This window comes from Lachnotalea sp. AF33-28, assembly GCF_003477885.1.
Classification (GTDB): domain Bacteria; phylum Bacillota; class Clostridia; order Lachnospirales; family Lachnospiraceae; genus AF33-28.
This window is the reverse complement of sequence record NZ_QUEE01000011.1, coordinates 102,975-118,704: the sequence shown is the minus strand read 5'-3', so window position 1 is coordinate 118,704 and position 15,730 is coordinate 102,975. Positions and strand designations below refer to the sequence as shown.

Genomic DNA, 15,730 nt, shown 5'->3' with positions numbered 1-15,730 from the left:
CGCGCAAAAGTTCATCTGCAGAATCAGTCCTGTGCGCTTATGTATTCTGCTTCCAGTCTAATACCTGGCGGGGCATCTGTCAAATTGTAACAGTTCAGACGGCGGGAAAAAATAAGAATGATCTTTGGAAATTCTCTTCCTAATATTCATCCGGTAAGATATAATGAAGTTAATTAGTTTTATAATTTCTTAGGAACAGGGAGGACCTCTATGAAGCTGAATACCAAACGAACCATTCTCGTCGGGCTGGCCTTTCTATCGATCAGCGCTTTCTGGCAGCTCTACGACAGCATCATCCCCTTAATTTTGAAAAACACCTTTCAGATCAGCGATACCATTGCGGGGTTTGTGATGGCCGCGGATAATGTGCTGGCGCTTTTTATGCTGCCGCTGTTTGGCACGCTGTCCGATAAGGTACATACGCCCCTCGGCAAGAGGACCCCGTTTATCCTGGCGGGCACAGGCATTGCAGTCATCTCCATGCTGCTGATTCCTGTGGCGGATAACCGCCTGTCTCTCCCGCTGTTTGCCGGCGCCCTGATGGTAACGCTGCTCGCCATGTCCACCTACCGCTCACCGGCTGTTTCCCTGATGCCGGATGTCACCCCCAAGCCGCTTAGATCCAAGGCCAACGCCATCATCAACCTCATGGGGGCTGTGGGCGGCGTGATTTCCCTGCTGCTGATCTCAACGCTTGTCACAAAGGAGGGAAAGCCGGATTACTTACCGATTTTCCTGATCGTGGCTCTGGTCATGGTGACCGCCGTTGCTGTGCTGCTTTTAAAGATTCGTGAAAATCCGCTGCGCCGGCAAAGGGAGGAACTAGAGCTCACCTTAGAGCCGGAACCCGACCTTAGCGAAGCGGCAGAGCCGGGCAGTAAGCCCGCTCCCATGCCTGCGGATGTGAGAAAAAGCCTAGTGCTCATACTTCTGTCAGTGGCTTTCTGGTTTATGGGTTATAACGCGGTGACCAGCGCATTTTCCAAATACGCACAGATCTACTGGGGAATCGAGGGTGGAGGCTTTGCGAACTGCCTGCTGGTGGCCACGGTGGCGGCGATTGTTTCGTATATACCGGTGGGCGCGCTGGCATCGAAAATCGGCAGAAAAAAGACCATACTGATGGGAGTCGCACTTCTGTTTTCCATGTTTGGTATAGGCGCCTTCATCAGGCATTACCATCCGGCGGTCAATCTGCTGTTTATGCTGGTGGGTGTGGCCTGGGCGGCCATCAATGTAAACTCCTATCCCATGGTTGTTGAGATGAGCAGAGGGAGCGATATCGGCAAATATACCGGCTTTTATTACACTTTTTCCATGGCGGCGCAGATCGTGACCCCGATTTTTTCCGGTGCGCTGCTGGAGCATATAGGATACCACACGCTGTTTCCCTACGCCGCGCTGTTCGTTGCAGCCGCTTTTTTCACCATGCTGTTTGTAAAGCACGGGGACAGCAGACCCATCCCTCCAAAGAGCAGGCTGGAGGCGTTTGATATCGAGGATTAAACAGGCAAAAACGGCTGCCCGCCGGAAATAATTTTCCTCCATGCATCGAAAAGCGCCGGCATTTTTTATACCGCTCCCATGTGATTACAGAAGCGGTATAAAGATGCCGGCGCTCTTTTTATTTATAAAAACTGTTTTATAGCGGCTTCCGGTTTCTGCCGGCTTTCTGTCTGAGACACCAGAAGCAGAAAATCATAGATCGGTATCACAAGCCGCAGATCGTCCCTGATCTTTTTCCAAAGATCCTGCTCATACATCGTTTCCAGCCCTTCATAATCCGCACAGAAGCAGATTCCGCGGCGTTCCAGCCAGTCCCTTAGATTTTCCGGCAGTTCTCTATAATGGGGACGTTTGTACTTCTCTCCTTCCATCACAAAGGTCTGCTGGGACTCATACGCCCTGCGGGCATCCTCAAACTGGCTGCATCCCTGCAGAATCAGCGAACGCATTGTATCCATATAGCTGGGGGAGGCCGCATAAAACCCACATCCGTAACTGTATCCTTCCGGCCCGAATTCGAAGTAAAATCCGGGCACAGCCGTGCCGTGCATCTGACCTCTCTTAAAAATAATCCACATATTGTCCCGATAGAGGGATTTGTCTCTGGAAAATCTTGTGTCCCTGCGGATGCGGCTGATCGTGCGGTCCACGCGCGGTTCAACCGTCAGTTCTTCATCGATCTGGCGCATATAAGGGCCTAATGCCGCCGTCAGCTCCTTTAACGGCTCCATCACATACAGCTCATACTCTTCCCTGTGTTCCTCAAACCACGCCCTGCTGTTTTGGCGTCTATTTTCAGTAAGAAACCGGATTGTCTCGGATGAAAACGGCATACAAAACCTCCCACAAATGCTGTATTTTACTTCATGGGTCTATCATAGCGCACCTTGAACCGCTGTGCAAGATGATCATTTATAAATCGACGGCTAAATCGGAAGCCATACAAACGGTATCTTTGTTACGCTGCGGGTATCGCTGGAAAGCATGGACCAGGTCACATCATCATAAGTTAGTTCTGTGCTGTCCGTTAACACATAGATGGTCTGCTCCTTCTTCGGAATGCCCGCCTCCCCTGTCAGGGGCCGAAGCATTGTCCACCCTTTGTCCGCGGCCGGGTGGTCGCTCTGAAAATAGTGGAAGGTTCCGTCTTTATAAAACAGATCCGCATAGCTGTTTCCTTCCGGGAGAAACCAGGCAAAACGTATGGAACATTCCCTGCCTGCTCCCGACAACGCGAGAAACTCTTCCCAGGCCCTGTCATTTGCAGCCTTTAAGTCTTCCTCCGCCTCATCCGTGCTGACATAACAGCCGTCTTTTAAGGCCTGCTCTACCGTATAGCGGCCGGGAACAAAGGAAAAGCCGGCATAGATGCCCTCACTGTCAAATTGAAACACCGGTTTATCAGCGCTGCTTTGACGGCATCCTGTAAGGCATAGCAGTATGAATACAAGCAGAGCCGGCAGCACCGGACGCTTTAGCCGGTGCCCTTTACACAGCTGTCCGTGGAATAACATCTTTAACTGATGGTCCATATAATCTCCCTCCTTTTCGTATCTGAAAGCCGCCGCTGCCTATTTTCCCTTAAGCCGGCGCATTTGCAAGAAGCACAAACAGAACCGCCGCCGTCCAGGCAGCACACAGAAGCGCCGACAGCGCCGTCATCTTACGATAACTTAAAATAGATTCAATTCTCTGCCTTAATCCCGCGCCGCCGAAAGCGCTGACAAAAGGAGATTTGCTTTTCGCACAGCCAAGGATCGCCGATGCATATTCCTTTTGTTCTTCCGGCAGCAGCTCTTTCATGACTATTTCATCGCAGCTGATCTCCATATCTTCAAAGAAATATTTCAAAGAGATCCATATGAGGGGATTAAACCAGTGTATGCAGGCAATCAGCACAGCGGCCAGGCGGAACAGATTATCCTTCCTGCGCATATGCGCTTGTTCGTGCCGGATAACATACCGGCACTCTGTGTCCGGCAGATCCTTAGGTATCAGGATCACCGGACGGAGTATCCCATAGACAGCCGGATGGCGAACCTTGTCCGACCGGCAGATGCCCGGCATCACTTCTGTTCTTTCCCCGGTGTCGGACATCCCCCGCCGATACAGATAAATCGCCGCTGCCGCCGCCAGACAGGCGGCTGTCAGCCAGATCAGGCCGGCCCCCTCAAAAATCCGACGCAGCAGATCCGATTTATAGGAAAAAGGGAAATATTGATCCGCAGCCTGAATCAAATTGGATGCTGTCAGATCCATAAATCCGCCCGTTTTGCCGATATCCACGCTCTTTAAAACAGAACCGGAGAAAAGTGACAGCAGGCTGTAACGGCTCGGCAGCCCTACGGGAATCAGCAGCCGGATGGCGGGAGCTGCCCACATAAGATATATAAATCTACGCGGAAAGCGCCGCAGCCTGCGCATAGCCAGCAGGATCAGAATGACGGCGCCTCCCAGCACACTCATTGACAAAACCCAGTAAAACATCTCTCCAATCATGCCATCACCGCTTTTCTATCATGTCCTTCAGCTGTGCCAGTTCGTCCTCACTTATCTCCTCGTCCTCCAGCAGAGCCGCAAAAAAAGCTTTTCTGGAACCGCGAAACAGCTTATCGATCAGAGACCTGGTCTCTGATCTCTGCACTTCCTCTTTCTTGACCAGCGAAGTGCAGGAAAAGCCGGGTTCCTCCCTGCGGATGACCCCTTTCTCCACCAGCTTTTTAATAATGGTATACGTTGTATTCTTGTTCCAGCCGATCCTCTCTGCCGCCAGCACTGCCAGATCCCTGGCGCTCACCGGTTCCCCCTCCCAGAGTATCTCCATCAACTTCCATTCACTGTCATACAGCTTTACCGATTCCATATACCCACCTCTTTGCTTCAGATCATTCCGACTTATGAATGCATTTCAGACTACAGCAATAGTCTATCTATACATAGACTACCACTATAGTCCGGATATGTCAACACGTTGCCCACGTTACCCATGAAAATCCTCCCTTGACCTTCCAATCCAAAAAATGGTATACTAAAGGCAAATCAAAATCAAATGAGGTAGGATAATGGACACAGAACAGAAATTTGCGGTGTTGATCGATGCAGACAATATTTCAGATAAGTATATTAAGATTATATTGGAAGAAACGGCCAACAACGGTGTTGCTACCTACAAAAGAATCTATGGGGACTGGACAAGCCAGCAGATGTCCTCCTGGAAATCCGTGCTGCTGGACAACTCCATCATCCCCATACAGCAGTACGGTTATACATCGGGGAAAAATGCGACGGATTCGGCCATGATCATCGATGCCATGGACATCCTCTATTCCGGTACGGTGGACGGTTACTGCCTGGTATCGTCCGACAGCGATTTCACCCGCCTGGCTGCCAGACTGCGGGAATCCGGCATGCATGTGATCGGCATGGGCGAGAGCAAAACCCCCAAACCGTTCATCTCCGCATGCAACCAGTTTAAATATCTGGACATCCTGTACTCCAACCAGCAGAAGGCGGAAAAGAACGCGCCGCCGCCCCGCCCCCTGGTAAAGGAAACCAAGGCGGTGGTAAAGGAAACCGGCGATTACAGCGCAAAGAGTGCTCCTGCGGATGAGGATATCCAGCCGCAGACCGATCTGAATATGATCCGTGAAACCATCCGCACACTGGTGGAACAGTTCTCCGATGAAGACGGGTGGGTATCCTGCGGAAAGCTCGGCGACCAGCTCGCCAAGCGCGTGCCGGACTTTGATGTCAGAAACTTCGGCTATTCCAAGCTGACTACCTTTGTGAAATCTCTGGGTGAATATGAGATCAAGAGGATTTCCACCGGCAATAACCAGCGCCAGATCTACTTCCGGCAGAAATAAGCGGACAGCATAAACGCATCTTTGAAATATGCTCCGTCAGGCACACCAAACGAATGCCGCCCCCGGCTGAATATCAGCCATGGGACGGCATTTTCTGCCATATACCTGTCCCCACACAGACAGATACTGTTTCTCGTTTGTTTCCATGTCCGGCGCCCCCTTAAAAGCAACTCTTTATGCTATAATGTCGGTAAGAATTGCACCGGGCGGCCTGCCGATCCGGTGCAGTCTGTTAACATCATAATAAAGGAATGGTAAAGTCATGAAAAAAATACTGGCCGCGTCTGCGGCAGTTCTGCTGATATGTGCGCTTTTTATTCCGCTTCTCCTGCGTTATGCCGGGCCTTTTTCCGATGAAATCATCCCGCTGGACCCCACTGCGGATGACATGCGCGGATGGGAATTTTATACATGTGAAAACGGGCTTCGAACCCCGCTTGAAATTCAGGACCGATCCGGCACTCTGTTTTACTACGGCCTGGAATATGAGGGGCAGGCATTTTACCGTTCGCGCATCATGACGGAACAGCTGGATTCCCCCCTCTTGAATCTGGGGGTAGCAAATGTAGAAGTTGCGGTATTTCTGGATGATGAACTGATCTATACGGACGCATACGATACGGGATATGAGATCGGGAATGTGCAGCTTACGGATACAGAAAAGCAGAGGACCCACGGAGGCATCTTAATCTCCCTCCCCCTGGACTATGCCGGCAGGACACTGACCGTCGTACAGGCCTCCTCCCCGGGCGAAAAGCCCGGCTATACGGATATCTATCCGTGCCCGGTCACACTCTACAGCACGCGGGGATATGAGAGTGTTCTGATCTCACAGTCCTGGCAGGATGCCTGTAACGCCATAATACCCGCCGTACTGGCATTCCTTCTGCTTATCTTTTTTGTCCTCCGGGCAGTTCGCGGCAAGCTGGATTTAGGGCTTTTCTTTCTCTCCCTGTTTCTCTTGCTGCAGTCGGCGGAAGTGGTGATTTCCGCTTCCTATGCCATATCCTATTTTGACGGATACAGGCTGGATGCAGTCACCCTGTGCAGGCTGTGCTCCACAATGGCCATGGCACTGTTTTTGTGCACACGCATGCAAAAATTTCAGAAGACGGCGCTGGCAGTCGCCGCTCTGCAGTTTATTTCCATCGTAATTTCAGCCCTGACCCAGTTAAATCTGCTGGTACCCTATGGGGATACCTATATGATGCTGGTCTATCTGGCGGGCCGTGCCAGCCTGCTGGCTATGATCCTCATCACTGTTTTTGCATTGCTCGAATGGCGGCTTCATAACAGATTTTTCGCTCTCTATGCCAGGATCACCGTTGGGCTGGCGGCGGCATACCTGCTGTTTCTATGCATCTCACCGCTGGTTTTTCCGGGATATCTTCAGAATACACTTCAGAGGCTGTCCCATAACGGGAATACGGTATATCTTCTGCGGCTCTTCAACGGGCTGATGATCATTCCCGGCATCGCTTCCGTCAGCATTGATCTGATCCGGCAGGAGATCGCCAGAAGAACGGATTTTACCATGCTCACCATGAAAAGCCAGGCCGCTTATGAAAGCCTGAAAAACATGCAGGATAATATATCGTCGCTTAGGGAAATGCGCCATAATATGCTGCACCACCTCACGGTTATGGAGAGCCTCGGAAAATCCGGACAGACAGACAGGCTGCAGGAGTACATATCCGCTCTCACCCAGGAAACCGGCTCTGTGGCCACGCCTCAGTACACCGCCCATCCGGTGGTCAACGCCATACTTTCTTCGGAGCTGGCCAGGGCAGAGAAAGACGGGGTTGAGGCCGAAACGCATGTATCTCTCCCTGAATATCTGGATATTGCGGATAATGATCTGTGCGCGCTTCTTATGAATATGATTAACAACGCGCTGGAAGCTTGCGCCGGCATGGAGGAGGGCGCAAAAAAATGGATATGCATCACCATGCATATCCGCGGAAAATACTGCTATATAGGGGTAGAGAATTCTAAAAACGGCCCTGTCTATTATGACAGAGAAAACAACATATGTATTTCAACCAAAGGAAACAGAACCGCTCACGGTTATGGCATGAAAACCATGGAACAGATTGCAAAACGCTATGACAGCAAGCTGCATATCAGCTTTACGGACAGCACCTTCCATGTGAATACCGCCTTGCTGTTAAAACCCGCATCCAGGCCGGACACGCTTAGGTCAGTCCGGTAAGCCGCAGGAGAGATGCCCGTTATCGAACTGTGAAGCGTACAAGCTCGGTCACATGGGCCAGATTCACATCCAGAAGCAAAGGCATTGCATTTACTGTATTTTCGTCCGGTAAATATATTTTTCACATAATTTTCGGTTCAGGAAATCGATCAGCGTACCGGTGAGCAGCATGTTGATGACCGTGCCCTCACGGATGGAATTGGTATTTCCGATAAACAGCATGATCGTCAGAGCCGCCGCCAGAAAACTCACATCACACATAGTCCGGTAAAACCGGAAGCTAAGCCTGGTCTTGCCGGTTAATGCTTTGCAGAGGGATTCGCAGGGAAAGGCGATCACATCGGCGCTGGTGACAAGGGATATCCCCAGCGCCGACACACACTGCCCGCACAAAAATACAAGCAGAGCCGCCGGATATGAGCCGGGGAGGATGGCAGCCGTTACCGGCAGGTCATACATGAACAGATTTAAGAATTTACCCGAAATAAATCCGGGTACCAGCTGCAAAAGCTGCAGCCATTGAAAATCCCGGCGCAAAATGAGGATCTGCAGCGCCATAAAAAAGATATTAAAGAGAATGCCAATATCTCCTATTTTCAGACCCGTAACCATGGATATATTGTAATTCATGGCGTTAAATGGAGCCTGTCCAAGCGCCGCTTTTATCATCAGTGTATTTCCAAGCGCTGCTATGATCAGACCCAGGACATAAAATATATATGTATTCAAGCGTTTCTTCATACGACCCGTTCAGACTCCTTTAATCTCCACATTGCCATACATTATACATCAGAAAGCGGCCTACTGCAATGACCAACTCTTATGCGGGCTCCCGTCCTGCAGGCCGCGTTTTCAGTCCGCCCGGTCGAATCTTTGGAAGACGGCCATACCGACGGTGACCAGAATGACCAGCGCGCCTGCCGCCAGCAAAAGCTGCTGCACCCTGACATAATCCGCTGCCGGCCCGAACAATGCCATGCCCAAAGGCAGCGCACAGGAGGTAGAAATCTGCATCAGGCTGAATACCCTGCCCTGCATCCCCTGCTCCACCCGTTCCTGTATGGTCACCGTGATCGGTGTATTATAGCAGGGCGAGGTGATGCCGATCAGCAGATTCAACAGCAGATAGACCGCAAATACCGGTGCCAGTCCCAGCCCCAGCATGAGCGCGCCATAGAAGGCGCCTGCCGCCAGGGTCGTATTCAGCTTTTTTTTGAACCCGCCCCAGGCGGTGATCAGCAGCCCTCCCAGGATCATTCCCAGGCTGTAGGTCATCTCGCTGGCGGTCAGACGCCATACTTCCTGGCCAAAGGTTCTACTGACTAACAGCGGCGTCAGAAATGCGGAAGGGCTGATCAGAAACAGCACGGCAATCTGAAACAGCATCAGCCGTCTGATCAGCGCACGCTCCTTCAGATAGGCAAATCCTTCCCGGATATCGCCAAGAGCGAATATTCCCTTCCCCTTATTTTCCTTATGCAGCGGAATGCTTACCGTCGAAGTGACGGACACCCCGATCACTGCGGTGATCACATCGATAAACAGTGTTGCTTCCAACGGTGCGACGGACAGTATCGCTCCGCTCACCGCCGGTGACAGAAACATCGTCAGAGAAGTCAGCGTGCTGTTGATACCGTTGACTCTCATCAGGTGTTCCTGCGGAACTATCTGCGGCAGAACCGCATTGACAGCCGGTGTCTGGATACCGGTGCCAGCGGACCGGATAATGAGCACCGCAAATAAAAACCATATATTTCTATAGCCCGCAAGAAACGCAGTTGCTAAAACGAGCGTTGCTGCCGCTATTATGCTGTCTGAGAGCATGATCAGCTTTTTACGTTCATAGCGGTCAACCCACACTCCTGCAAACAGGGATATCACGATCTGAGGTACAAAACCACAAAGCGTGGATATTGTCAGCATCTTGCCGGAAGAAGTGGAAAGTGTAATATACCAGACGATCGCATACTGTACCAGAGAAGATCCAAAAAGCGATATGGTCTGTGCAGTCAAAAACCGTATAGCCTTGTTTTTCCAATCAGACTGATTCATCATTATCACCATCAATTCCTATCATTATATTTTTTCCATCGCACGCAGCTTGACAGCGCTCTTCGCAGCTGTTCCATGGAGATCGGTTTGGCAATGTGAGCGCACATACCCGCCAGGCGGGCCTGTTTCACGTCTTCCGTAAAAGCATCCGCGGTCATCGCGACAATCGGAAGCTCCTCAATGTGTTCCATGCATAGGCCCCGGATCTGTCTAGCCGCTTCATAACCGTTTAACACAGGCATCTGAATATCCATAAAGATCATATCATAATAATAGGGTGGATGAGTGCGGACCGCTTCGAGCGCAGCAAAACCGTCCGGGGCCATCTCCGCCTCCACACCGAGCAATGCAAGCATTTCTCCGGCGATCTGACGGTTGAGCTCGTTATCTTCCGCTACCAGGACCCGTAATCCGTAAAACCCAGTCTGATCGGGCACTTCCGTTTGAGTATCCAAAATTGGGAAACGGCGGTTGCGCGCCAGACGCACGGTCACAATAAACCGTGTTCCCTTTGCGGGTTCACTTTCCACATCGATTTTCCCATCCAACATATTCAGAATGTCTAAAACGATGGTCATGCCCAGGCCGGTTCCTGTTACACCGCCCGCCCTTACATCATCCGCCCGGCTGAACGGCTCAAAGATCCGCTCTTGATACTCCTTCGTCATGCCGATACCGTTATCCTCAATCACAAACTGATATGTTCCGGCCTGAAATTCCTCTTTGTCAAGGTCTTTCAAGGATATGCGTATCACACCGCCTTCTTTTGTATACTTGGAGGCGTTGTCAAGAATGTTTACAAGCACCTGTCGAAGCTTCTGCTGATCCGACTGTACCTGTGTATGAACATCTTTACCTATTTCCACTGTCAGAGTTTGTTTTTTCTTCTGTAGTGTCGGCAGCACCATGGATACTGCACCCTCAATCAAACCGTGCAGGTCAAACGCAGTCTCTTCCAACTGCGCCTTTCCGCTTTCAATCTTGCTGACATCCAGCACTTCATTGATCAGTCCCAAAAGATGCCTGCCGGAGCTCTCTATCTTGGAAAGATAATCTTTCAGCTTTTCCTGATCGTCCATATGCATCTGCGCCAGTTCAGTCATGCCCAGAACCGCGTTCATCGGCGTACGGATATCGTGGCTCATTCTGGATAAAAAATCGCTCTTCGCACGGTTTGCACTCTTTGCTTTCTCCAGCGCATCCTCTAAAAGTGCCTTGGATGTCCGTTCCTTTTCCAGGTTTTCCTCCTGCTGCTGACGCTCCTTATCAATGCATTTTGAAAGTGTCACTTCCAGCACATCTTCTGTGTCCGGACTGTCCACCCATATGGCCTGAGTGGAATTCCAGTGATATATACCATCATCCCCCATCTGGCGCATCTCCATCGACACAACCCGTTCCCCGCGCGCAAACGCGTCCAACAGAGAACTCCGGGAAAATTTGCGTACAAATTCCTCTCTGAAATCCGGATCTACCGTGGAAGCCCCGACTTCAATCAATTCATCAAAGCAGCCTGACCTTGCGGCCTTTTTGGTCTGAAAGCGGTCATATTCCAGCATGCGATAGGTATTTTTCGTCAGATTCACTGAAATCAGCATTTCAAAAGCAATTCTGGCCGCCGTAGCCAGCTGAATGATCTCCATGCGCTGTTTCATCTCCTGCCGGTATTCCTCATCTATGTCCCTGAAAACCAGCACACACCAGCACTCCTCCAAGCTTAGATCCTCTATCTTAGTCGCTGCAAATTCCACCATATGGTAAGTGCCGTCTTCCGTCAAGCGCCGCATTCTTTTAACAATCTGCTTTTTTCCTTCTCCGAATATCCGAAGCATAGCTTCTCTGGAATAGCTGTCTAAAAATAAGTCCAGATCTTGCGGATGTATGGTTTTAGACGCATAGCGGCGATTTTCAGATCCAAAATTACCCTGCTGCGGTATATCTGTCCACAGCATGTCTTTCTGGCAATTGACATAATAATCCGCACTCAGATTCGCAATGATACATTCTCTAAAAACCGTGACCAGACTCTGTTCATACATGCGTATGACATGATCCAGCCCCTGCTCTTCCTTGTAATTCAGACTATGGGGCCTTGAAGTGAGCACAACGGCACGAATATGCCCATCCCAAAGAATCCGGCTGGCCGTCATATCCACCATCGAATGGAGTTCAGGATCGAAACGCAGTATATGGCTGGAGTCTTTCTCCCCCATCGCCTCAATCGGGCAGTCAGCGCACATCCTGGGCCAGACTTCACTGCATTTTCTCCCCAGCCTGGCACATCCGTGCCCGGTATCCTCACAGCGTTGGTTAAAATACAGCAGTTTATGCGTCTCTTCCTCAATCACATAAACGCTGGTATCCGTCAGCGCATCCAGCAGTGTGTTCAGATTTTTTTCGTACATATTAACTCCCCGTTCCATCCGCGGTATTCACAAGCGTTTCCAACGATCAGACAGCCAGCCGCAGAATGCGGCTTTCTATCTCCATTATAAAGCATATTGCAAAAATAAAAAGCATTTTTCTATTGAATAAAACAAAAGAAGCCGATCGTATCATAACAATCGACTTCTTCCTGGATGCCGCTGGCCGGACTCGAACCGGCACGGATGTGAATCCGCTTGATTTTGAGTCAAGTGCGTCTGCCAATTCCGCCACAGCGGCATTCGCTGCTTTAACGCAACGAGAAGATTTTACCATAAAAATAAAAAACATGCAAGCAGTTTTTATTCTCAGCGGTTTAAATCAGCGGTTTAAAGCGCTCATATTTCGGTCTTTGGCCAAGTTCATCGTGTTATACAGCACCAGCACATCCGTTATGCCGTTCTCCTCCACATACTGCGAAAGCGGCATGCGGAAATAGCGCAGATCCACCATATGTGTCTCCGCAAATTCCTCTGCCGCAAACGGCGCGAAACAATGCGCAAAGGAATCCTTGATAATCAAAAGCTTCCCGCTGTCTTCAGGCTTGGAATGGTTGACGATTCTCACCAGCGGCTGATTTCCATCAAAAAAGTAGGCATACTTGTCCTTCTTAGCCAGATAGGACTCCTCATAAAACGTATCGGTGACCTTTTCCCCGAGATTGTATTCCACGGTCCATTCATAGCCGCTGCTTTTTCTGTCCCAGCGCTCTATCTCATCCTTCTGCAGGCAGATATTTACCTTGGAGTAAATCGTGCCCAGAAAATCCTCCGACACTGTTTTCACCTGATAATCTGATTCTCTTATGCCGTACGGGCCGCCGGCACCTGAATCCGCAGCCAGACTCTCCTTCCAGGCAAGATATCCCAGAAAGGCTCCTAGAGTTGTCCAGTGATGGTCCGTCCGGTAATAGATATACCGGTCCGAATTTTCCTCAAACATGGGCCGGACGTCCACCCAGGCATCTCCTATTCCGGCCTCCTTCAGTTTATTTTGCATGGAAGACAGCATCCGGTTCTGATCGTACATCTGTGCAAAGGCCGGAAGCTTATCTTTTAACACCGCACCGGAGCTCGGAACCAACATGACCCTCACATGATCCTCTCCCAAAAGGGCTCCGTATCTACCTGCAAAATCCGCGATGGCATCCAGATTTTTCTCCTTCAGTCCTTCATCCAGATCGCCTTCCATGAACCGTTCAAACAGATACCCGTCTTTTCCGAAATAGACACCGTTGATCTCCGTTCTTCCGCTTATTCTCTCTGTCCAGGCCTTCAATGCAATCCACCGGTCCCTGGCAGGAAACTGGTCCGTCAGCCATTCTTCATAATCCAGACCGTATTGTCCTGAAAGCACATCCGAAGCGTTAAGCTCCGGCTTTTGGGCCAGCACTCTGTTCTCATTTTCAGAAAAGGTTTTCTTGGGAACGAAGATACTCCACAGCGTAAATCCGGCAATCAGCAGCAGAAAACATGCCGACGGCAGATTTTTCTTTGACAACATGGCTCCTCCTTCTAAAAACGAAAATATAAAAACGGATTATAGGAAGCATTCACTAAAAATGCCACGCTAAGCACGATCATCGCTGACAGAAACAGTCCCTTTGCCATCGCGTTTTCGCGGAAACGTCTGGCAAGCCTGGCCGGAAGCCCGGTCGAACCCAGGGTCAGAATCAGCAGAAGAACACCATAATTTAAAAGCAGCCAGGCGGTATTACCGTCCGCTAAGCTTCCTCCGGCTCCGAACATGGCTCCCAGATACTTGGCTCCCTGTGACAGATCTTCAAACGCAAATATCACCCAGCCAAACAGCACCAATAAAAGGGCATAAGCATGTGCCGCAAAACGCGGCAGCCTTTCCAGTATCTTTAAAAGGAACAGCTTTTCTACAATCAGCAGGATGCCGAAATACGCGCCCCATGCCACAAAATTCCAGCTGGCTCCATGCCAGATACCTGTGAGCAGCCATACGACGGCCAGGTTAAATACCTGCCTTCCCGGCCCTTTCCGGTTACCGCCCAAAGGGATATACACATACTCCCGAAACCAGGTCCCCAGGGAGATATGCCACCGCCTCCAGAACTCCGTAATGCTCGCTGATTCATAGGGATGGTCAAAATTCTCCGGAAAGTGAAATCCGAACATCCTCCCGAGTCCGATCGCCATATCTGAATATCCTGAGAAATCAAAATAGATCTGAAATGCGAAGGCAAGTATGCCAAACCAGGCTGTAAGCGCCGGCATGGACGCAGTGCTGCCTGCGGATATCTGCTCCCACAAAATCCCGATTTGATTGGCTAAGAGCACCTTTTTGGCAAGTCCGGCCGAGAAACGAAACGCGCCTTCCCCAAAGCCGTCCGCATCCATCCTCCTGTGATCCAGCTCGCAAGCAACCGTTTTATAGCGCACAATGGGACCCGCAATCAGCTGGGGAAACAGCGCAACATAGGCGCCGAATGCGATAATGTTTTTCTGCACTTTCGCATCCCCCCTGTAGATATCGATCGTATAGGACATAGTCTGGAAAGTGTAAAACGATATACCGATCGGAAGCCCCAGCTGTAAAAGAGGCAGATTCGTGCCCAACAGCTGGTTCAGATTCGACACAAGGAAATCCGCATACTTAAAAAATCCCAGGAGCAGCAGGTTGATCAGCATGGAAGAAGCTACCGCCCATTTCGCCCTTCCCCTTTTCCCCTGCCCGAGGAATCGGTTTACCAATCTGCCATGGGTGTAATCCACAACGGTGGAAAACAGCATCAGCACCACATAAACCGGTTCTCCCCAGGCGTAGAAAAAGAGGCTGGCCAGAAATAACACGGCATTCTTCCATGACCGCGGCGCGATCACATAGATAAGCAGAACTGCCGGCAGAAATCGAAATAAAAATAATATACTGGAAAATACCATGGCAATACCTGCCTTACTGTCTTTCTTTGACTGTCTTACTTTGTATAAAGTACTCCGCGGATTGCTTCCACCGCGATCTGATTCTGCGCTTCGGCTTCTGCCAGTATTGCATCATCGCCCTGCTCTTCCACTTCCATGGGCACCGTGCCCAGCATCAGGAAAAATACATAGTCTTCAAAACTGATCACTTCCGATGCCTGCACTTTCATCACGTTGGCAGGATATTGGAACGAATCGTTGATCAGATAATTGCGGTACTCTTCCAGCGCTCCGAGCACCTTGTTCTTATCCTCTTCCGACTTGGCTTTTATACCCACAAAGGTATCGACATGAGCGCTGATCATAGGGCCTTCCGCAATATATTCTTCACACCATTCCGGATCCACGCCAAAGACATCCTGAAGCGATGTATCATCATAGGGCATGCTCGGAAGATAATTCTCACCGTATGCCGCTTTCACCGCATCATGGATGACAGTCATTGAAGCATCCTGAATCTGTGCGGATGAACCGCTGTCCGCTCCGTTTGTTGTTTCTTTTTCATTCTCCTTGCCGCCGCATCCCACCAGTGCCAGAGAGACAGCCAGCATGAGTGCAAGTACTCTTTTCTTCATAATTTCTCCCATCCGCGCATTTTGCGCATTCACCATATCTGTTAAATCACTGCTTTGTAGTACTACATAGTATGCATCTTTTTCCGCGCCGTATGCTATTATAACAGCGAACCATGAATTCTGACAACTTACATTTCTCTTACGCAG

Annotated in this window: 13 protein-coding genes and 1 tRNA gene; 3 read left to right on the top strand and 11 right to left on the bottom strand. The window is 50.2% G+C overall.

Translation table 11 applies throughout. The features are described 5' to 3' along the window. Nucleotides 1–210 precede the first annotated feature (210 nt). Nucleotides 211–1,506, top strand: coding sequence for an MFS transporter (locus DWZ56_RS15845; RefSeq protein ID WP_118557575.1), 1,296 nt, complete (start codon nucleotides 211–213; stop codon nucleotides 1,504–1,506). A 122-nt stretch (nucleotides 1,507–1,628) separates the two neighbouring features. Here the strand turns inward: DWZ56_RS15845 and DWZ56_RS15840 are convergent, their stop codons facing one another. The 4 genes from DWZ56_RS15840 to DWZ56_RS15825 form a co-directional block, all read right to left on the bottom strand. Continuing rightward, a complete protein-coding gene (locus DWZ56_RS15840) occupies nucleotides 1,629–2,339 on the bottom strand; it encodes a DUF2461 domain-containing protein (protein ID WP_118557574.1) in 711 nt (236 codons plus the stop codon). 93 nt (nucleotides 2,340–2,432) lie between these two features. Beyond that, nucleotides 2,433–3,038 (bottom strand): hypothetical protein, encoded by a 606-nt coding sequence (locus DWZ56_RS15835; protein WP_118557573.1) that lies wholly within the window; start codon nucleotides 3,036–3,038, stop codon nucleotides 2,433–2,435. Between the two features lie 49 nt (nucleotides 3,039–3,087). Beyond that, complete coding sequence (locus DWZ56_RS15830; RefSeq protein WP_118557572.1) at nucleotides 3,088–4,005, bottom strand: M56 family metallopeptidase; 918 nt, start codon at nucleotides 4,003–4,005, stop codon at nucleotides 3,088–3,090. A gap of 4 nt (nucleotides 4,006–4,009) precedes the next feature. Continuing rightward, on the bottom strand, nucleotides 4,010–4,369 hold the full coding sequence (locus tag DWZ56_RS15825; protein ID WP_118557571.1) for a BlaI/MecI/CopY family transcriptional regulator: 360 nt from the start codon (nucleotides 4,367–4,369) through the stop codon (nucleotides 4,010–4,012). A gap of 199 nt (nucleotides 4,370–4,568) precedes the next feature. Between DWZ56_RS15825 and DWZ56_RS15820 the strand changes: the two genes are divergently transcribed. Continuing rightward, nucleotides 4,569–5,372: an NYN domain-containing protein gene (locus DWZ56_RS15820; RefSeq protein WP_118557570.1), complete on the top strand. Its 804-nt coding sequence runs from the start codon at nucleotides 4,569–4,571 to the stop codon at nucleotides 5,370–5,372. 262 nt (nucleotides 5,373–5,634) lie between these two features. Further along, nucleotides 5,635–7,584, top strand: a complete 1,950-nt coding sequence (locus DWZ56_RS15815) for a sensor histidine kinase (protein WP_118557569.1) — start codon at nucleotides 5,635–5,637, stop codon at nucleotides 7,582–7,584. A gap of 90 nt (nucleotides 7,585–7,674) precedes the next feature. Here the strand turns inward: DWZ56_RS15815 and DWZ56_RS15810 are convergent, their stop codons facing one another. From DWZ56_RS15810 to DWZ56_RS15780, 7 genes are all read right to left on the bottom strand, one after another. After that, a complete protein-coding gene (locus tag DWZ56_RS15810; RefSeq protein WP_118557568.1) occupies nucleotides 7,675–8,325 on the bottom strand; it encodes a YczE/YyaS/YitT family protein in 651 nt (216 codons plus the stop codon). Nucleotides 8,326–8,436: 111 nt separating this feature from the next. Continuing rightward, nucleotides 8,437–9,639: an MFS transporter gene (locus DWZ56_RS15805; RefSeq protein ID WP_330424897.1), complete on the bottom strand. Its 1,203-nt coding sequence runs from the start codon at nucleotides 9,637–9,639 to the stop codon at nucleotides 8,437–8,439. An 8-nt stretch (nucleotides 9,640–9,647) separates the two neighbouring features. Next, nucleotides 9,648–12,041, bottom strand: coding sequence for an ATP-binding protein (locus tag DWZ56_RS15800; protein WP_118557567.1), 2,394 nt, complete (start codon nucleotides 12,039–12,041; stop codon nucleotides 9,648–9,650). Between the two features lie 175 nt (nucleotides 12,042–12,216). After that, nucleotides 12,217–12,300 (bottom strand) — tRNA-Leu (locus tag DWZ56_RS15795). 81 nt (nucleotides 12,301–12,381) lie between these two features. Beyond that, a complete protein-coding gene (locus DWZ56_RS15790) occupies nucleotides 12,382–13,563 on the bottom strand; it encodes a DHHW family protein (RefSeq protein ID WP_118557566.1) in 1,182 nt (393 codons plus the stop codon). Between the two features lie 11 nt (nucleotides 13,564–13,574). Beyond that, nucleotides 13,575–14,969 (bottom strand): MBOAT family O-acyltransferase, encoded by a 1,395-nt coding sequence (locus DWZ56_RS15785; RefSeq protein ID WP_118557565.1) that lies wholly within the window; start codon nucleotides 14,967–14,969, stop codon nucleotides 13,575–13,577. A 35-nt stretch (nucleotides 14,970–15,004) separates the two neighbouring features. Next, nucleotides 15,005–15,583 (bottom strand): DUF4358 domain-containing protein, encoded by a 579-nt coding sequence (locus DWZ56_RS15780; protein ID WP_118557604.1) that lies wholly within the window; start codon nucleotides 15,581–15,583, stop codon nucleotides 15,005–15,007. Nucleotides 15,584–15,730: the final 147 nt, after the last annotated feature.